This window comes from Bacillus paramycoides (genome assembly GCF_001884235.1).
GTDB classification, from domain to species: Bacteria; Bacillota; Bacilli; order Bacillales; family Bacillaceae_G; genus Bacillus_A; species Bacillus_A paramycoides.
On record NZ_MAOI01000066.1, the window covers coordinates 28004 to 47259 of the forward strand.

20 protein-coding genes and 1 other annotated feature are annotated in these 19256 nt (G+C 37.6%); of the genes, 17 read left to right on the forward strand and 3 right to left on the reverse strand.

Translation table 11 applies throughout. The features are described from left to right. Positions 1 to 13: 13 nt before the first annotated feature. Positions 14 to 1300 carry a replication-associated recombination protein A gene (locus tag BAU28_RS10790; protein WP_025147352.1) on the reverse strand — a complete coding sequence of 429 codons (1287 nt, stop codon included), beginning with the start codon at positions 1298 to 1300 and terminating at the stop codon, positions 14 to 16. Positions 1301 to 1593: 293 nt separating this feature from the next. Between BAU28_RS10790 and cymR the strand changes: the two genes are divergently transcribed. From cymR to BAU28_RS10825, 7 genes are all read left to right on the forward strand, one after another. Beyond that, positions 1594 to 2010, forward strand: a complete 417-nt coding sequence (gene cymR, locus BAU28_RS10795; protein WP_000704116.1) for a cysteine metabolism transcriptional regulator CymR — start codon at positions 1594 to 1596, stop codon at positions 2008 to 2010. A gap of 35 nt (positions 2011 to 2045) precedes the next feature. Continuing rightward, entirely contained in the window at positions 2046 to 3191 is a 1146-nt protein-coding gene (locus BAU28_RS10800) for a cysteine desulfurase family protein (RefSeq protein WP_071718561.1), read from the forward strand. Between the two features lie 16 nt (positions 3192 to 3207). Then, positions 3208 to 4323, forward strand: coding sequence for a tRNA 2-thiouridine(34) synthase MnmA (gene mnmA / locus BAU28_RS10805; protein ID WP_002173573.1), 1116 nt, complete (start codon positions 3208 to 3210; stop codon positions 4321 to 4323). Between the two features lie 110 nt (positions 4324 to 4433). Continuing rightward, complete coding sequence (locus tag BAU28_RS10810) at positions 4434 to 5093, forward strand: tetratricopeptide repeat protein (RefSeq protein ID WP_048372324.1); 660 nt, start codon at positions 4434 to 4436, stop codon at positions 5091 to 5093. A 107-nt stretch (positions 5094 to 5200) separates the two neighbouring features. Beyond that, positions 5201 to 7537 (forward strand): SF1B family DNA helicase RecD2, encoded by a 2337-nt coding sequence (recD2, locus tag BAU28_RS10815; protein WP_071718562.1) that lies wholly within the window; start codon positions 5201 to 5203, stop codon positions 7535 to 7537. A gap of 126 nt (positions 7538 to 7663) precedes the next feature. Then, positions 7664 to 7852 carry a hypothetical protein gene (locus BAU28_RS10820; RefSeq protein WP_000490499.1) on the forward strand — a complete coding sequence of 63 codons (189 nt, stop codon included), beginning with the start codon at positions 7664 to 7666 and terminating at the stop codon, positions 7850 to 7852. 18 nt (positions 7853 to 7870) lie between these two features. Further along, positions 7871 to 7999 (forward strand): YrzQ family protein, encoded by a 129-nt coding sequence (locus BAU28_RS10825; RefSeq protein WP_002173570.1) that lies wholly within the window; start codon positions 7871 to 7873, stop codon positions 7997 to 7999. Positions 8000 to 8045: 46 nt separating this feature from the next. Here BAU28_RS10825 and BAU28_RS10830 read toward each other — a convergent pair whose 3' ends face one another. Continuing rightward, a complete protein-coding gene (locus BAU28_RS10830) occupies positions 8046 to 8258 on the reverse strand; it encodes a hypothetical protein (RefSeq protein WP_002173569.1) in 213 nt (70 codons plus the stop codon). 176 nt (positions 8259 to 8434) lie between these two features. Here BAU28_RS10830 and BAU28_RS10835 point away from each other — a divergent pair, with 176 nt between their 5' ends. Then, positions 8435 to 9502: an AI-2E family transporter gene (locus tag BAU28_RS10835; protein ID WP_071718563.1), complete on the forward strand. Its 1068-nt coding sequence runs from the start codon at positions 8435 to 8437 to the stop codon at positions 9500 to 9502. A gap of 44 nt (positions 9503 to 9546) precedes the next feature. Here the strand turns inward: BAU28_RS10835 and BAU28_RS10840 are convergent, their stop codons facing one another. Beyond that, positions 9547 to 9891 (reverse strand): PH domain-containing protein, encoded by a 345-nt coding sequence (locus tag BAU28_RS10840; protein ID WP_048372316.1) that lies wholly within the window; start codon positions 9889 to 9891, stop codon positions 9547 to 9549. Between the two features lie 247 nt (positions 9892 to 10138). Continuing rightward, positions 10139 to 10357, forward strand: a binding site (T-box leader). A 40-nt stretch (positions 10358 to 10397) separates the two neighbouring features. Between BAU28_RS10840 and alaS the strand changes: the two genes are divergently transcribed. The 9 genes from alaS (at position 10398) to udk (ending at position 19134) form a co-directional block, all read left to right on the forward strand. Next, the gene (gene alaS, locus BAU28_RS10845; RefSeq protein WP_071718564.1) at positions 10398 to 13040 is read left to right on the forward strand and encodes an alanine--tRNA ligase; all 2643 of its coding nucleotides are present in this window, start codon (positions 10398 to 10400) and stop codon (positions 13038 to 13040) included. Positions 13041 to 13116: 76 nt separating this feature from the next. Continuing rightward, the gene (locus BAU28_RS10850; protein ID WP_000348590.1) at positions 13117 to 13383 is read left to right on the forward strand and encodes an IreB family regulatory phosphoprotein; all 267 of its coding nucleotides are present in this window, start codon (positions 13117 to 13119) and stop codon (positions 13381 to 13383) included. Positions 13384 to 13386: 3 nt separating this feature from the next. Continuing rightward, on the forward strand, positions 13387 to 13800 hold the full coding sequence (ruvX, locus tag BAU28_RS10855; RefSeq protein WP_001221197.1) for a Holliday junction resolvase RuvX: 414 nt from the start codon (positions 13387 to 13389) through the stop codon (positions 13798 to 13800). A gap of 12 nt (positions 13801 to 13812) precedes the next feature. Beyond that, positions 13813 to 14091: a DUF1292 domain-containing protein gene (locus tag BAU28_RS10860; RefSeq protein WP_025147360.1), complete on the forward strand. Its 279-nt coding sequence runs from the start codon at positions 13813 to 13815 to the stop codon at positions 14089 to 14091. A gap of 223 nt (positions 14092 to 14314) precedes the next feature. Beyond that, complete coding sequence (gene mltG / locus BAU28_RS10865; RefSeq protein ID WP_071718565.1) at positions 14315 to 15385, forward strand: endolytic transglycosylase MltG; 1071 nt, start codon at positions 14315 to 14317, stop codon at positions 15383 to 15385. Positions 15386 to 15600: 215 nt separating this feature from the next. After that, a complete protein-coding gene (locus BAU28_RS10870; RefSeq protein ID WP_048372308.1) occupies positions 15601 to 16242 on the forward strand; it encodes an O-methyltransferase in 642 nt (213 codons plus the stop codon). Between the two features lie 7 nt (positions 16243 to 16249). Next, on the forward strand, positions 16250 to 17179 hold the full coding sequence (locus BAU28_RS10875) for a peptidase U32 family protein (protein ID WP_025147363.1): 930 nt from the start codon (positions 16250 to 16252) through the stop codon (positions 17177 to 17179). An 18-nt stretch (positions 17180 to 17197) separates the two neighbouring features. After that, on the forward strand, positions 17198 to 18478 hold the full coding sequence (locus BAU28_RS10880) for a peptidase U32 family protein (RefSeq protein WP_000217969.1): 1281 nt from the start codon (positions 17198 to 17200) through the stop codon (positions 18476 to 18478). Between the two features lie 17 nt (positions 18479 to 18495). Next, the gene (gene udk, locus BAU28_RS10885) at positions 18496 to 19134 is read left to right on the forward strand and encodes a uridine kinase (protein WP_025147365.1); all 639 of its coding nucleotides are present in this window, start codon (positions 18496 to 18498) and stop codon (positions 19132 to 19134) included. Positions 19135 to 19256: the final 122 nt, after the last annotated feature.

A 19256-nucleotide genomic window follows, 5' to 3' on the forward strand; every position in this document is an offset into this window, starting at 1 on the left:
GTTTTCGCTTATATTACCCTTTATTCTTCGTTTTATGCGAACTTTGTAATCTTTCATAAACGGTAGACAGCGCTTGTTCAAATTTCCCTGTCGTTTTCGGTTTATAATATTGCTTGTTTTTTATTTTATCAGGTAAGTATTGTTGTTGTACCCAGCCGTTTGGATGATCGTGTGGATATAAGTATCCAATGCCTCTTCCAAGTGATTCGGCACCTTTATAGTGACTATCTTTTAAATGACTTGGAATATCACCTGTTTGGCCATTACGTAAATCGTGAAGTGCGGCATCGAGTGCTTTATAGGCCGAATTTGATTTCGGTGATAGGCAAAGCTCGATAACAGCATTTGCAAGTGGTATGCGTGCCTCTGGGAATCCCACTCGTTCAGCCGACTCAATCGCTGCAAGTGTACGTGGACCAGCTTGCGGGCTAGCAAGCCCGATATCTTCATATGCCATAATAAGAAGACGTCTACCAATGCTTTGTAAGTCACCTGCTTCAATAAGACGTGCTAAATAATGAAGTGCGGCGTTCACATCACTTCCACGTACTGATTTTTGAAAAGCAGATAAAACGTCATAGTGAGCATCGCCACCTTTGTCGTGAACAAAACTCTTTTTCTGTAGACATTCTTCAGCGATTTCGAGTGTAATTTCAGCCGCTTGGTCGTCTGTAGTAAAGCTAGATAAAACAGCAAGTTCAAGTGCATTGTAAGCTGAGCGCATATCACCGCCCGAGGCATTTGCGAAATGAAGGAGAGCTTCCTCTGTGACAATGACATCATATTCTCCAAGCCCTTTTTCTTTATCTTCAAGCGCTCGTTTTAAACCAATTAAAATATCATCTTCTGTTAATGCGTGTAATTCGAAAATTTGACAACGGCTTCGTATAGCAGAATTGATAGCATGGAACGGATTGCTTGTCGTCGCACCGATTAGAGTAAGGAGTCCGCTTTCTAAATGAGGTAATAGAAAGTCTTGCTTCGCTTTATCTAACCTGTGAACTTCATCCAAAATTAAAACGAGATGGCGATGCATTTTTGCTTCTTGTACGACAACTTCCATATCTTTTTTATTATGAGTAACAGCGTTTAAGAGGCGAAACGGCGTTCCGGTACTTCCTGCAATTGCGCTTGCAATCGATGTTTTTCCTGTGCCTGGAGGACCGTATAAAATCATTGATTGAAAATGGTTTGCTTGGACCATCCGCCATAAAATCTTTCCTTCACCAACTAAATGCTGTTGTCCAATAATGTCTTGAATCGTTGTTGGACGCATTCGATGTGCGAGTGGTTGTTTCATTTTGACCGTCTCCCTTAATATGTAATCTCATTGTATCGTATCATTTTTTATGTGGAAAATTGAAATATATTGCGGTGTTATTTGTATATTAATATTAAATATTCTTATTTTTCTTTCAATTGTAATAATTCCCGAGTTTTTCAATGTGATTTTATGTTATCATTTTGTTACACAAGTTGAAATTTCTTATAATACTATATTATGCTATAATTTCATAGGATTTTAAATTGTGTTCTTTTACGAATAAAGATATAACCAATAGAAGTGAAAATTTGAAAAGAGGTGCAAAATAGATGAAGATTTCAACAAAAGGCCGTTACGGCTTAACAATTATGATCGACCTTGCAAAAAAGTTTGGTGAAGGTCCAATTTCATTAAAATCAATTGCGCAGGCACATGACTTATCTGAGCATTATTTAGAGCAATTAATTTCGCCGCTTCGTAACGCTCGACTTGTAAAGAGTACGCGTGGTGCATACGGTGGATATGTATTATCTGATCAGCCGGCTAACATTACAGCTGGGGATGTAATCCGTGTACTAGAGGGGCCAATTAGTGTTGTAGAAATGATAGAGGAAGAAGAACCTGCACAACGCCAATTATGGATGCGCGTTCGTGATGCGGTGCAAGAAGTATTAGATAGTACAACTTTAGAAGATTTAGTACGTTATGAGGAAGAAAATCATGGGGGCTATATGTTTTACATTTAATTCCTTGTGAAACGATTTGGAAAGAAGGAGATTTAATGGAACGCATTTACTTAGATCATGCTGCGACATCTCCGACTCACCCAGAAGTGGTCGAAAAGATGATTCCATATATGACAGAAATATTTGGAAATCCGTCTAGTATTCATTTTTATGGGCGTCAAACGCGCCATGCGGTAGATGAGGCGAGACGTGTGTGTGCACGTAGCATTCATGCAAATCCAAATGAAATTATATTTACGAGCGGTGGTACAGAAGCTGATAATTTAGCACTTATAGGTGTAGCGCGCGCGAATCGTCATAAAGGTAACCACATTATTACAACGCAAATTGAACATCATGCGATTTTGCATACATGTGAAGTTTTAGAGCGTGAAGGGTTTGAAGTGACGTATTTACCTGTCGATGAAACTGGGCGTGTTCAAGTTTCTGATGTAGAAGCAGCGTTAACAAGTGAGACAATTCTTGTATCTATTATGTTTGGAAATAATGAGGTAGGAACAGTACAACCAATTGCGGAAATAGGAAAGCTGTTAAAAGAACATCAAGCGTATTTCCACACAGATGCTGTACAAGCTTACGGTTTAGTAGCAATTGATGTGAAAGAATTTGGGATTGACCTATTATCAATTTCAGCGCATAAAATTAACGGTCCAAAAGGTGTAGGATTTTTGTATGCTAGTACAGATGTGAAATTTGAACCGTTATTAACAGGTGGGGAGCAAGAAAGAAAGCGTCGTGCTGGTACTGAAAATGTACCTAGTATTGCCGGACTTCAACATGCAGTTTTGCTAGCTGAAAAAACTCGTGAGCAAAAAAATGCCCAATATGAAGAGTTTAAAGATATAATGGTATCTGTCTTCAAAAATGAGGACATTCATTTCGAGGTAAACGGAAACTTGGAATATCGCTTACCGCATGTGTTGAATATAAACTTTACAGGAATGAACATTGAACCATTTCTTGTAAACTTAGACTTAGCTGGCATTGCAGTATCAAGTGGTTCTGCTTGTACAGCTGGTTCGATTGATCCATCACATGTATTAGTAGCGATGTTCGGAAAAGACTCCGATCAAATACGTTCATCCGTACGCTTTAGTTTCGGACTTGGAAATACGAAAGAGCAAATTGAAAAAGCTGCGTACGAAACAGTGAAAATCGTGAAGCGATTAACACAAAATTAGCATGGGAGGTGACATGATGAACAAACTACCTCAAGAAACACGCGTTGTCATCGGGATGTCCGGTGGCGTCGATTCATCTGTAGCAGCTCTTTTATTAAAAGAGCAAGGTTATGATGTAATCGGAATTTTTATGAAAAACTGGGATGATACAGATGAGAATGGTGTCTGCACAGCAACAGAAGATTACAATGATGTAATTGAAGTGTGTAACCAAATCGGTATTCCGTATTATGCAGTAAACTTTGAAAAACAATATTGGGATAAAGTATTTACGTACTTTTTAGATGAGTACCGAGCTGGGCGTACACCAAATCCAGATGTAATGTGTAACAAAGAAATTAAATTTAAAGCATTTTTAGAGCATGCAATTGCACTTGGTGCTGATTATGTAGCAACTGGTCATTATGCACGTGTTGCTTATATGGACGGCGAATATAAAATGCTTCGCGGCGTTGATGATAATAAAGACCAAACATATTTCTTGAATCAATTAAGCCAAGAGCAATTATCAAAAACAATGTTCCCATTAGGTGAATTAAAGAAACCGCAAATTCGCGAAATGGCGAAGGAAGCTGGTTTAGCGACAGCGGCGAAGAAAGATAGTACAGGTATTTGCTTCATCGGTGAGCGTAACTTTAAAGATTTCTTAAGCAACTATTTGCCAGCACAACCAGGTGTGATGCAAACATTATCTGGTGAAGTGAAAGGGAAACATGATGGTTTAATGTACTATACAATTGGACAACGTCATGGTCTTGGTATTGGTGGTAACGGTGATCCGTGGTTTGCTGTTGGAAAAAACTTGAAAGAAAACATTTTATATGTTGACCAAGGATTCCATAACGAGCTTCTATATGGTGATGAAGTTATTGCTACGAATGTAGGCTGGGTAAGTAATAAAGCGAAGGAAAAAGAATTTACATGTACAGCGAAATTCCGTTATCGTCAAGCAGACAATAAAGTAACGGTTCAAATCGTTGATGAAAATACAGTTCGTATTCTTTGTGATGAGCCAATTCGTGCGATTACGCCAGGCCAAGCAGTTGTTTTCTATGATGGAGATGAGTGCTTAGGCGGTGCTACAATTGATGAAGTATATCGTAGTGGTAAGAAATTAGATTATTTAGGATAGAACAAGAAGCCTCTGCCGATTAGCGGTTAGAGGTTTCTTTTACATAAAGCGAATTTTCGTTCGCTTGAAAAATACATTCTTTGTTATAATTTGATGTAGAGGTGAAGGACATGTCAAACAAACTTGAAACAGGTATTCAATATATGCAAGAAGGAAACTGGGAAGAAGCAGCTAAAAACTTTACGGAAGCAATTGAAGAAAATCCGAAAGATGCGCTTGGATACATTAACTTTGCGAATTTATTAGATGTATTAGGTGATAGTGAACGAGCAATTTTATTTTATAAACGTGCATTAGAATTAGATGATAAATCTGCGGCTGCTTATTATGGTTTAGGAAATGTATATTACGGCCAAGAGCAATTTGCAGAGGCAAAGGCTGTATTTGAACAAGCGATGCAAGCAGGACTACAATCAGCTGATGTAACATTTATGCTAGGTATCACACACGTGCAACTTGGAAATGATCGTCTTGCATTGCCATTTTTACAAAGAGCAACTGAATTAGATGGAAACGATGTAGAAGCTGTATTCCAATGTGGACTTTGCTTCGCGCGACTAGAACATATTCAAGAGGCGAAACCTTATTTTGAAAAGGTATTAGAAATGGATGAAGAGCATGCAGATGCGTATTATAATTTAGGTGTTGCGTACGTATTCGAAGAAAATAACGAGAAAGCTCTTACTTTATTTAAGAAAGCAACTGAAGTTCAGCCAGATCACTTTTTAGCTGGTAATGGTATTCGTTTATTAGAGCAAGAAGCTGAATAAAGTGAAATTATAGTTTAATGCGCAGTTACCCCTCATCTAAAGAGTGTGCAACAGGTGGGGGATGTACTGCTCATTAAAGTGAAAAGAAATCGGAAAGGAGAGGAAAGATGGGAAATCAACATGCAATGGATTTGTTTGAGGAAGAGAAAAAATTTATAAAAGCGCAAGTTCTTCATACCATTTTCCACAACGAAGAAAACCTCTATTCCGTTGTCAGTATGAAAGTCATTGAAACGAATGAAACATACGACGAAAAAAAAGTAATGATAAACGGTCATTTTCCCCGTATGCATGAGGATGAAGTGTTTACATTAACAGGTCATTTTAAAGACCACCCAAAGTATGGGAAACAATATTTAGTTGAAACGTTTAAGAAAGAATTGCCACAAACAAAAGCAGGTATGGTGCAGTATTTAGCGAGCGATTTGTTTAAAGGGATTGGAAAGCGTACGGCTGAAAAAATTGTGGACCATCTTGGTGAGCATGCCATTTCTAAAATTATGGATGATCCTGATGCGTTAAATGGTGTTGTAAACAAGCAAAAAGCGCAGGAAATATATGAGACGATTATTGAGCATCAAGGGTTAGAAAAAGTGATGAGTTTTTTAAATGGTTACGGTTTTGGGACGAAGCTTTCAATTAAAATTTATCAGCAATATAAAGAGATGACATTAGAAGTGATTCGTAACAATCCATATAAGCTTATTGAAGAAGTGGATGGAATTGGTTTTGGGAGAGCAGATGATATAGGGCGTGCATTAGGTATATCGGGCAATCACGACGACCGTGTACGTGCGGGATGTTTTTATACATTAGAGAATGTGTCATTACAATTTGGTCACGTTTATATGGAAAAAGGTCAGCTTGTAAGAGAAACGATGTCACTTTTAAATAATCAAGAAGGCAGAGTGACTGAGGAAGACATTGTAGGCTGCGTTGAAATGATGCAAAGTGAAGGGAAAGTCATTATAGAAGAAGAGCGAGTGTATTTAGCTTCTTTATTCTATTCTGAGAAAGGCGTTGTAAAGTCAATTCGTCGTCTTATGAATCAAGAAGAAACTCCTTCATTCCCTGAAGCAGAAGTGTTAAAAACATTAGGAGAAATTGAAGAACAGTTGAAGGTGCAGTATGCACCGCTTCAGCAAGAAGCAGTTCAAACTGCACTTCATAAACCGATGATGTTATTAACAGGTGGACCAGGAACGGGGAAAACAACAGTTATTAAAGGAATTGTTGAAATGTATGCGTCATTGCACGGATTATCACTAAATCCAAATGAATATAGTGATGATAATCCATTTCCAATACTATTAACGGCCCCGACAGGAAGAGCGGCGAAGCGAATGAGTGAATCAACAGGACTTCCAGCTTGCACAATTCATCGTTTGCTTGGTTGGACGCCAGAAGGTTCTTTCCAGCGTAATGAAACTGACCCGGTTCAAGGGAAGTTACTCATTATTGATGAGTTTTCAATGGTTGACATTTGGCTTGCAAATCAGCTATTCAAGTCGCTTCCGACAAATATTCAAGTTATCGTTGTAGGCGATGAAGATCAGTTGCCATCTGTAGGCCCTGGACAAGTGTTAAAAGACTTATTGAATGCAGGTGCAGTTCCGACAGTCAAACTTACAGAAATTTATCGTCAAGCGGAAGGATCATCTGTTATTCAGCTTGCCCATGCGATAAAAGATGGAATGCTACCACCAGATTTAGCGGAAAACAAAAAAGACCGTTCGTTTATTGCTTGTACAGGAAATCAAATTGTTGAGGTTGTCAAAAAGGTTTGTGAAAACGCAAAGACAAAAGGATTTAGTGCAAGAGATGTACAAGTATTAGCGCCGATGTACCGGGGACCTGCTGGTATTAATGTGCTGAATGAAGCGTTGCAAGAAGTATTTAATCCGAAAAAAGAAAAGAGTAAAGAAATTGCTTACGGTGATGTTGTATACCGAAGAGGTGATAAAGTACTACAATTGGTGAATCAGCCAGAGAGCCAAGTGTTTAATGGTGATATCGGAGAAATCGTTTCGGTGTTTTATGCGAAAGAAAACGTTGAGCAACAAGATATGATTATCGTTTCATTTGATGGGATTGAAGTAACGTATACAAAGCCAGATTTAAATCAAATTACACATGCATATTGTTGTTCGATTCATAAATCACAAGGTAGTGAATTCCCGATTGTTATTATGCCAATCGTAAAAAGTTACAATCGTATGTTACGTCGTAATTTAATTTACACGGGCATTACGAGAAGTAAAAAATTCCTTATTATTTGCGGAGAGGAAGCAGCTTTTCAATCCGGTGTAAATCGCCTTGATGATGCAATGCGTCAAACGACTTTAGCTGGTCGATTGCAAGAATCACAAGGAGAGGTACAGATGGTAACGGTTAATGGTGAAGAAATGGACGTGGAAAACATTTCACCGTATGATTTCATGTAACAAGGTGAAATTATATAGTGAAACTTTCAAACGTACAACGTTGAAAGGCTCTAGCATGTATAAATGAATGCGGTTTGGACATAATGGCGAATAGAATCTGGGAGACTGTGAGGAGATGAAAGCCATATGTTCAGTTGTCCAAATTGCAAAGGGAAAGACATTGGAAAAATAGGTGTCAACCAATTTTATTGCTGGAATTGTTATATTGAATTATCGGTTTCAAAGGGGAAAATCCATACGCATCAAGTAGAGGAAGATGGTTCATTAAGCTCTCTTGATGATTTATTTGATGAGAATGAGAGAACGATCGGATAACGAAAAGGGGGATCTACTTTGAATCTACGCAATTCATTAATCGCATTAGGTGTTGGGGCTGCAGCATATCGATATGCTCGCAAGCAAGATGTATTTTCAAAACGCAATATGAAAAAAGCGCGTAAGATGATTAAGTCTTATTTATAATCATTTCGATAAAGTGAAAAACTCCCTTATTGACGAGGGAGTTTTTTTACGTATTCATATGCAAATATAAAAGTCCGATTTCCGAGAAAACATAAGATAGACCGTAACATCCAACTCCAAGTATTCCATAATGCCATAATTGCTTCGCTCTTTCTTTTCGCGAGGAGCGAATAAAGAAACCTTTCCAAATACCAAACCCGATACAAATCCATTCAAGAATCATAAAAAGTGCGGATAATACGAGCATAAATAAAACCATAATTAGCCCTCCTGATTATATTTTGATTTTTTGTATTCTCAGGGGTGGTTGTCCTTATTATGTTAAATATATGTACGTCTTTAAAAAACAGTATGGTCTGTATGAAAAGATTTTAAAAGTTTTGCACATAACCTACCCCATTTATTTTCAAAATAAAGGTGGAGGAGGTTTTTCGTGTGAAGAATCTTAAAATCATTTGGATATATCGTTTAGGATTATTGTTACTCGTTTTTCTTTGTTTGCTTGTCTTTTTAAAAATTAAGCCGCTATGGGCACCGATTATTTTTGTGTTTAAAATGGCAATTACACCATTTCTTATTGCGTGTTTCATTGCATATTTATTACACCCGTTAATTGAAAAAATCCATAAGGAAGGGATGCCACGCACACTTGCTATTTTGCTCATTTATGTCCTTTTCTTCGGCGGGATTGGCTATGGAATTTATAAAGGAACACCAATTGTTATAAAGCAGTTGCAAGAGATTAATGAACAATTTCCGCAGTTTACAAAAATGTACGATTCTTGGATGGATGGGGTAACAGAACAAACAGCGAATTTCCCATCATTTATTCATGAAAAGGTGAAACAAATTTTTGTTGGTGTAGAAATGAAGATTCAAGCGCTTTTGAATAAAGTAATGAGCACAGCTCGTGGTGTACTGGATTCATTGCTCATTATTTTCTTAATTCCGTTCATTGTATTTTACATATTAAAAGACTACGGTGAGTTTTATCATACCTTTTGGAAACTAGTTCCAAGTAAATGGCGTAGTACAGGACAAATGCTCGCGAAAGAAATTGACAAGTCACTTGGAAGCTATATTCGAGGACAGTTATTTGTTTGCTTAGTATTAGGGGGAGTATCCGCTCTTTCTTTTTGGTTTATCGGTATGAAATATCCATTGCTGCTCGGTATTATTATTGGGGTAACGGATATAATCCCGTATTTTGGCCCTATTTTAGGAGCCATTCCGACATTGATGATCGCGGCAACGGTATCAACGAGTTTACTCATTAAGGCGGGAATTACAATTGCGATTTTGCAATTTGTTGAAAGTAATATTTTATCTCCTTACATCGTTGGTAAGTCGCTCCGTATGCATCCTGTTATTATTATGTTTGCATTACTAGTTGGGGGAGAAGTTGCGGGGATTGTAGGCTTACTAATATCGGTTCCTATTTTAGCGGTCATTCGCACAGTGATCGTTCATGTAAGGCCTCTTTGGAAAAGAGAAGATATTTAATGTGAAAGCCCTCTATTTATAGAAATAGAGGGCTCACAATCTGCCTATTTAGGTAGTTGTTTTTTTATTTGCTGAACAACCCCGCTCACATCATTTGTTTGAATATGTTTTATTCTTTTCCATTCATCATCATACATAAATACAATTTGATTGCTGAAAAGTCGTTTCTGTTCTTTTAGATTAGAAATTTTTGCGAAAGAGTACTCTTCAAATATTGGGTTCCTACTTAAATCTGGTCCGTAAAAGAAGAGCCTTTTGTTCGTCAAGATTAACAGTCCTGGCCTTGCGACGGAACGATAGATAAATATATCTAATGAACATGCTGCATAAAAAAGGATTTTTTCGTCAGTAGTTAACATTTCTTTAGCTTGATTCAATAAAGTTGTCATTATAATCGCTCCTTTATTGTTAATAATTTAATTATAACAAAAATGTAATATCCAGAAATATTAACAAGTAGTAATTTTTTTGTATGAAAATATCCCTACTTGTTAATAAATACATAATATATAAAGGCTGTTTATAATGACAAGTAGATACTTATGTAGCTATCAGAAATGTATGTGGTACAATATAATTATTATTATCTACATTGACAAACTTAAGAGAATTCTATTATATTTAGTCATATAATACATTAAATCAATGACGGAACAAGTATGTTACAGTCCATTTATAGAGAGAAGCTTCCACTGGCTGAAAGGAGCTTCAAATGAAGGGTAACAGAAAGCTAATCCTGAGAGCAGCTAATCACTGCCGTCTTGCCACGTTACGGCACCATGAGGTGATGAATTGATTGTTATAATAATCAATTCATAATTAGGGTGGTATCGCGAGTTAACTCTCGTCCCTTTTATAGGGGCGGGAGTTTTTTATATTTAAGGAGGAAAATACAATGAAACAACTAACAGGCGCTCAAATTCGTCAAATGTTTTTAGACTTTTTCCAGGAAAAAGGACATGCAGTAGAACCTAGTGCATCACTAGTTCCACATGAAGATCCATCTCTTCTATGGATTAACAGTGGTGTAGCGACATTAAAGAAATATTTTGATGGTCGTGTAATCCCGCAAAATCCACGTATTACAAATGCACAAAAATCAATTCGTACAAACGATATTGAAAACGTAGGGAAAACAGCTCGTCACCATACATTCTTTGAAATGTTAGGAAACTTCTCAATCGGTGATTACTTCAAAGAAGAAGCAATTACTTGGGCTTGGGAATTCTTAACGAGCGACAAATGGATCGGATTCGATAAAGAATTACTATCAGTTACAATCCATCCAGAAGATGAAGAAGCATTCACAATTTGGAATGAGAAAATGGGTGTTCCAAAAGAGCGCATCATCCGCTTAGAAGAAAACTTCTGGGATATCGGTGAAGGACCAAGTGGACCGAATACAGAGATTTTCTATGACCGTGGAGAAGCTTACGGTAATGACTTTAGTGACCCAGAATTATATCCAGGCGGAGAAAACGAGCGTTACTTAGAAGTATGGAACCTTGTATTCTCTCAATTTAACCATAATCCAGACGGTTCATATACGCCGCTTCCTAAGAAAAACATCGATACAGGGATGGGTCTAGAGCGCATGACATCTATCGTTCAAGATGTACCTACGAACTTTGATACAGACCTATTCATGCCGATGATTGGCGCGACAGAATCAATTTCTGGTGAGAAGTATCGTAACGGCGACTTAGAAAAAGATATGGCATTTAAAGTAATTGCTGACCATATTCGTACAGTAACATTCGCTGTTGGTGACGGTGCTCTTCCATCTAACGAAGGCCGTGGTTATGTATTACGTCGTTTATTACGCCGCGCTGTTCGTTATTCGAAGAAATTAAATATCAACCGTCCATTCATGTTTGAATTAGTACCGGTTGTTGGAGAAGTAATGAAAGACTTCTATCCAGAAGTACTTGAAAAGAAAGATTTCATCGCAAAAGTTGTGAAAAACGAAGAAGAGCGTTTCCATGAAACACTTCATGATGGTGAAGCAATTTTAGCTGAAGTAATTGCAAAAGCGAAAGAAGAAAAAACAACTGTTATTTCTGGCGTAGATGCGTTCCGTCTATACGACACATACGGTTTCCCGATTGAATTAACAGAAGAATACGCAGAAGAAGCTGGTATGACAGTTGACCATAAAGGCTTTGAAGCTGAAATGGAAAAACAACGTGAGCGTGCACGTGCGGCTCGTCAAGACGTTGATTCTATGCAAGTTCAAGGCGGTGTCCTTGGCGAAGTTAAAGTAGCGAGCGAATTCGTTGGTTACGGTACAGTTGCAACAGAAAGTAACGTTGTTGCACTTGTGAAAAATGGTGAGTACACAGATAGCTTGCAAGCAGGCGAAGAAGGACAATTAATACTTGATGTAACGCCATTCTACGCTGAGAGCGGTGGGCAAATTGCAGACCGTGGTTATCTTCTTGCTGACGGTGTGAAAGTTCTTGTAAAAGACGTACAAAAAGCACCAAATGGTCAAAACTTACACAAAGTTGTTGTTGAAGAAGGTACATTAACGAAAGAAGCGGCTGTAAAAGCTGTTATCGATACGAAAAACCGTAGTAGCGTTGTGAAAAACCATACAGCAACTCACTTACTGCATCAAGCATTAAAAGACGTACTTGGAACGCATGTTAACCAAGCCGGTTCTCTTGTAACTTCTGAACGTTTACGTTTTGACTTCTCTCACTTCGGTCAAGTACAAGCTGACGAACTAGAAAAAATTGAGCGTATCGTAAACGAGAAAATTTGGGAAAGTATTGATGTTGAGATTTCTCAAAAAGCAATCGAAGAAGCGAAAGAAATGGGTGCAATGGCATTATTCGGTGAAAAATACGGTGATGTTGTACGCGTTGTACAAGTGGGCGATTACAGCTTAGAGCTTTGCGGTGGTTGTCACGTTGATAACACAGCCTCTATCGGTATTTTCAAAATCGTTGCTGAGTCTGGTATCGGTGCAGGAACTCGTCGTATTGAGGCGGTAACTGGCAAGTCTGCATACGAATTAATGAACGATCAAGTAGGTTTATTAAAAGAAGCAGCAGGAAAAATGAAAACAAATCCGAAAGATATTTTAACAAGAGTTGATGGTTTATTTGCTGAAGTGAAACAACTTCAAAAAGAAAACGAATCTCTTGCTGCGAAATTAAGCAATATCGAAGCTGGAAACTTAACTGATTCAGTAATGACAGTTGATGGCGTGAACGTATTAGCAGCGAAAGTAAATGTTGCAGATATGAACAACTTACGTACGATGATGGATGACCTGAAAAATAAATTAGAGTCTGCAGTTGTTGTATTAGCGTCTGTAAATGATGATAAAGTAAATATTTTAGCTGGCGTAACGAAAGATTTAATTAGCCAAGGTTACCATGCAGGTAAGCTTGTGAAAGAAGTAGCTTCTCGTTGTGGCGGTGGCGGTGGTGGCCGTCCTGATATGGCACAAGCAGGTGGTAAAAACCCAGCGCAAGTTGAGGAAGCTTTAGCATTTGTACAAGAGTACGTTAAATCTGTTTCAAAATAAAGAGATAGTAGTGTACAATGGTAGGGAGAGGAGAAGTTCTTCTCCCTATACTTACTCTATAAGTGAGGTGCTTGAAATGGACGGTTTTGATAAAACAATGAAGTTCAGCATTCAAGATGAAAAACAGAGTGTCCATGTAAATGATGTACTTTTAACTGTGTATGATGCACTTCAAGAAAAAGGCTATAATCCGATTAACCAAATCGTCGGTTATTTATTAAGTGGAGACCCAGCATACATACCTCGCCATAAAGATGCACGAAGCATCATTCGCAAGCTTGAACGTGATGAGTTAATTGAAGAGCTTGTGAAGTCTTATTTGAAACATCATCGTGAGGAGTAGTTTATGCGGATATTAGGTTTAGATGTAGGTACAAAAACAGTCGGAGTTGCAATTAGTGACGAAATGGGCTGGACAGCACAAGGATTGGAAACAATCAAGATTAACGAAGAACGAGGTCAATTTGGTTTTGACCGTATTTCTGAGTTAGTAAAACAGTATGATGTGGACAAAATAGTAGTAGGTTTACCTAAAAATATGAATGGTACAATTGGCCCGCGTGGTGAAGCTTGCCAGCAATTTGCAGAAAACCTACGAGAACTGTTACAATTAGACGTTGTAATGTGGGACGAGCGTTTGTCGACGATGGCAGCGGAACGTCTGCTCATTTCAGCTGATGTAAGCCGTAAGAAGCGAAAGCAAGTAATCGATAAGATGGCTGCAGTCGTAATCTTACAAGGATTTTTAGATAGTAAATAAGAGGTGACCAAAATGGAAGAAAATCAAATTACAATTGTAGACGAAAAAGGTAACGAACATTTATGTGAGATTGTTTTCACTTTTGATGCTGAAAAATTTGGCAAAAAATCATACGTAGTCTTCTCTCCAATCGGTGAAGTAGACGAAGATGGAGACCAAATTTATGATGCAATGGCTTATGAGCAAAATGAAGAAGAGGGCGGAACTTTACTTCCGATCGAATCTGAAGAAGAGTGGGAAATGGTACAAGAAATGTTCAACACTCTTGCTGATGAGCAAGACGCAGAATAATAAGTACTGAAAAGATGGACGACATACAGTCCATCTTTTTTTGTATTTATATGTAAAATGAAAGATTTTTTGTCGAAACCACGCAATCCTTTGTAGTATAATGATACGGATTGTAGAAAAATAAAATGGCTATTAAAAGAGCTAGGCGGATTTGTTGTGGTTTTCCATCATGCTGTATAGAAACATATACATATGGTCTACAATTGAATAAGGAGGAAGAGTTTTGGTAGAGAATCAAGTGAAAAAGAAGCGTAGACGCATTTTTTTATTTTCGATTATTGCACTGCTCTTAGTTTGTGGTTCAGTCTATGCATATATTTTATCGGCTTTAGGACCGGTTGATAGCGAGAATAAAAAAGAGATTGAAGTAGAGATTCCTAAGGGCTCATCTACAAGTAAAATTGGTGAGATTTTAGAAGAAAAAGGTGCTGTGAAAAACGGTACAGTCTTTAGTTTTTATGCAAAAGCTAAATCAAAAAATTTACAAGCTGGCACATATTTGTTAAATGCTTCCATGAGTGCTGGGGATGTCATGGAACAAATGTCATCTGGTAATGTACATCGTCCGGCTCTTTATAAAGTGACGATTAAAGAAGGAGCACAAGTAACTGAAATTGCAGAAACGATTGCGGCAGAATTAAAGTGGAATAAAGATGATGTTGTGCGTCAATTAAACGATAAGGCATTTGTTCAAAAAATGCAGCAAAAGTATCCGAAGTTATTGACTGACAAAATCTTTGATAGCAATATTAAATATCCATTAGAAGGTTATTTATATCCTGCGACGTATTCGTTCTATAAGAAAGATACGACGTTAGAAGAAATTGTAATGCCGATGCTTGAGAAAACGAATGCAATCATTGTTCAAAATGAGGCGAAAATGAAAGCGAAGAACTGGGATGTTCATCAGCTTCTTACGCTGTCTTCACTTATTGAAGAAGAGGCTACTGGTTTTACAGATCGTCAAAAGATCTCTAGTGTTTTTTATAATCGTATAGCGAAAGGTATGCCACTTCAAACGGACCCGACGGTATTATACGCGCTTGGAAAGCATAAACAACGTGTATTATACGAGGACTTAAAAGTGAACTCACCGTACAATACGTATGTTGTGAAAGGATTGCCAGTTGGACCGATTGCAAACTCTGGTAAACATTCAGTAGAAGCAGCGTTAGAACCTGCGCAAACAGATTATTATTATTTCTTAGCTGCACCAAGTGGTGAAGTGTATTATGCGAAAACATTAGAAGAACATAATGCATTAAAGCAAAAATATATAACGAAAAAACAGTGAAATGGGGAGGGGTAGCGAAAAAGGTCGCACATCCCTCTTTTTTATGATAAAATATATCGGGTTAAAAACTGGCAGAAGAATCGTTTTTAATATCAAAACGGGACGTACAAGCTAAGGGTGAAGCTGGCTTGTATTTTTATTGCATTCTATGTGTGAAAAGACAAAGGTTTACGCGTCATAGAGGCACTTCTCCATGTAAATAAGGAGGACCAATTATGGAGGATGCAGTTAACGAGTACCTATTATCATTTATTGATCCAAAAGATAAATTAATTCTTGAAATGGAAGAGTATGCAACAGAAAACCATGTGCCGATTATGGATCGACTTGGAATGGAATTTATGCTGCAATTTTTACGTTTAATTGGACCGAAAAGCATTTTAGAACTTGGAACAGCAATCGGTTATTCTAGTATTCGTATGATGCAAGCCATTCCGAATTCTCGTATTGTGACAGTAGAGCGTAATCGCGAACGATATGAAAAGGCACTTGAATATATAGAACGTTCCCCAGTAACAGAGCGTATTTCTGTTATTTACGGTGATGCTTTAGAAACGGGCGAACAAGTGAAAGAACATGGAACATTTGACGTTATTTTTATTGATGCAGCGAAAGGGCAATATCGTCGCTTTTTTGACTTATATGAACCGTTATTAAATCCTGGTGGCGTTATTATTTCAGATAACGTTATGTACCATGGGCTTGTGACGACAAAAGAGAAAATTGAAAATAGACGTACGCGTGGTTTGATTCGTCGTATTAAGACGTACAATGAATGGCTTATGAACCATGAAGGATATGATACAACGATTTTCCCGATTGGTGATGGAGTGGCTGTAAGTAAAAAGAAAGGGTGACAAAGGTATGAAGAAACCTGAATTGTTAGTAACGCCTAGAGCAGTGGCGGATATCGAACCTCTTGCAAAAGCAGGAGCAGATGCAGTAATGATCGGTGAACAAAAGTTTGGTTTACGTTTAGCAGGAGATTTTTCACGTGAAGATGTGAAAGAAGCTGTAAACATTGCACATGAAAATGGTGTGAAAGTATACGTTGCAATGAATGCGATGTTCCATAATGATAAAGTAGAAGAATTAACGGACTATGTTGCATTTTTAAATGAGATACATGTAGATGCGATTGTTTTCGGAGATCCAGCGGTATTAATGGCTGTTCGTGAAGTTGCACCAAACATGAAGTTGCACTGGAATACAGAAACGACAGCAACAAACTGGTTTACTTGTAACTATTGGGGGCAAAGAGGTGCGAAACGCGCTGTATTAGCTCGTGAGCTTAGTTTAGATGAAATTGTTGAATTAAAAGAAAATGCTGAAGTGGAACTTGAAGTGCAAATTCACGGTATGACTTGCATGTTCCAATCAAAGCGTTCATTAGTCGGAAACTACTTTGAGTATCAAGGTCGTAATCTCGATATTGAAAAGAAAAAGTATGAAGAGAATATGTTCTTATATGATCCAGAGCGCAATAATAAATATCCAATTTATGAAGATGAAAATGGTACTCACATTATGAGTCCGAACGATATTTGTTTCATTGATGAGTTAGAGGAACTAATCGATGCTGAAGTTGATAGCTTAAAAATCGAGGGTGTACTAAAAAGTTCTGAATACATTATTGAGGTAACGAAGAAATATCGTAAAGCAATTGATTTATGTGTAGAAGATCGTGATGCGTATTATGACGTGAAAGACGATTTATATAACGAGATAGAAGAAATGCAACCGGTAAATCGTCCGTTAGATACAGGGTTCTTCTTTAAAGAGACGGTTTACTAAACGAGGAGGGTGTAGGAAATGACTGTACAAGAAATTTCACGAGTGATCGATGGCAAACGCGTTATTGTGAAGAAACCTGAACTGTTAATCCCTGCGGGTAACTTAGAAAAATTAAAAGTAGCTATCCATTACGGGGCAGATGCTGTATATTTAGGTGGACAAGAATTTGGTCTTCGTTCAAATGCAGGTAACTTTACGCTGGAAGAAATGGCAGAAGGCGTTGAATTTGCAAAGAAATATGGAGCAAAAATATACGTAACAACAAATATCTTTGCGCATAATGAAAATATGGACGGGCTAGAGGAATATTTAAAAGGGATTGAAAAAGCTGGCGTAACGGGAATTATCGTTGCCGATCCGCTTATTATTGAGACATGTAAACGTGTAGCGCCTTCTGTTGAGGTGCATTTAAGTACACAACAATCACTATCCAACTGGAAAGCAGCACAGTATTGGAAAGAAGAAGGTTTACATCGTCTTGTATTAGCTCGTGAAGCAAGCTATGAAGAGATGAAAGAAATTAAAGAAAAAGTGGATATTGAAATTGAAGCATTCGTCCATGGTGCAATGTGTATCGCATATTCAGGAAGATGTACATTAAGTAACCATATGACAGCGCGTGACTCTAACCGTGGTGGTTGTTGTCAATCTTGTCGCTGGGACTATGATTTAGTTCAAACGGTATCACAACATAAAGATGCAAAAGAGCTTCCTCTATTCCAAGAAGAAGATGCTCACTTTGCGATGAGTCCAAAAGATTTAAATTTAATCTTATCAATTCCGAAAATGATTGAAATTGGAATTGATAGCTTAAAAGTTGAAGGACGTATGAAATCTATCCATTACGTAGCGACTGTAGCAACTGTATATCGTAAAGTAATTGATGCATATTGTGCGGATCCGGATAATTTTGAGTTTAAACAAGAATGGCTAGATGAGCTTGATAAATGTGCAAATCGTGATACAGCTCCTGCATTCTTTGAAGGGGTTCCAGGACATCAAGAGCAAATGTTTGGAAATCATAGTAAGAAAACAACGTATGATTTCGCTGGTTTAGTGTTAGATTATAATGAAGAAACGGGCATCGTAACGATTGAGCAACGTAATCATTTCAAACCAGGACATGAAGTGGAGTTCTTTGGACCAGAAATAGAAAACTTTACGCAGACGGTGGAGAAAATTTGGGATGAGGATGGAAACGAATTAGATGCAGCGAGACATCCGTTGCAAATCGTGAAATTCAAAGTGGATCAACCAGTGTATGTGAATAACATGATGCGCAAAAGCATACTTCAATAAGAAAGAGTGATAGTCGAATGGGGACGAATAAGCCTGTTGTAATTGGAATTGCTGGTGGTTCAGGATCAGGTAAAACGAGTGTAACGAAAGCGATTTTTGACCATTTTCAAGGTCATTCTATTTTAATCTTAGAGCAAGATTATTATTACAAAGATCAAAGCCATTTACCAATGGAAGAGCGTTTAAAAACAAATTATGATCATCCGCTTGCGTTTGATAATGATCTGTTAATTGAACATTTGCAGCAGTTGCTTGCATATGAGCAAATTGATAAGCCTGTATATGACTATACATTGCATACGCGTTCAGAAGAAATTATTCCAGTTGAGCCGAAAGATGTAATCATTTTAGAAGGAATTCTTATTTTAGAAGACCCACGTCTTTGCGAGTTAATGGACATTAAGTTGTTCGTTGATACAGATGCAGACCTTCGTATTTTACGCCGTATGCAGCGCGATATTAAAGAGCGTGGTCGTACGATGGATTCAGTTATTGATCAATACGTAAGTGTTGTACGTCCAATGCACAATCAATTTATTGAGCCTTCTAAGAAATTTGCGGATATTATTATCCCTGAAGGTGGACAAAACCACGTTGCAATTGATATTATGGTGACAAAAATTGCTACAATTCTTGAACAAAAAGTAAATTTGTAATAGCATAGTAAAAGATATACGATAGGAAGGGATTTTTTCCCTTCCTATCGAATACAATGAAACATGCAACCTCATCTATATATAGGTGAGGGCATATTTATATCAAGTTTCCATACATATCT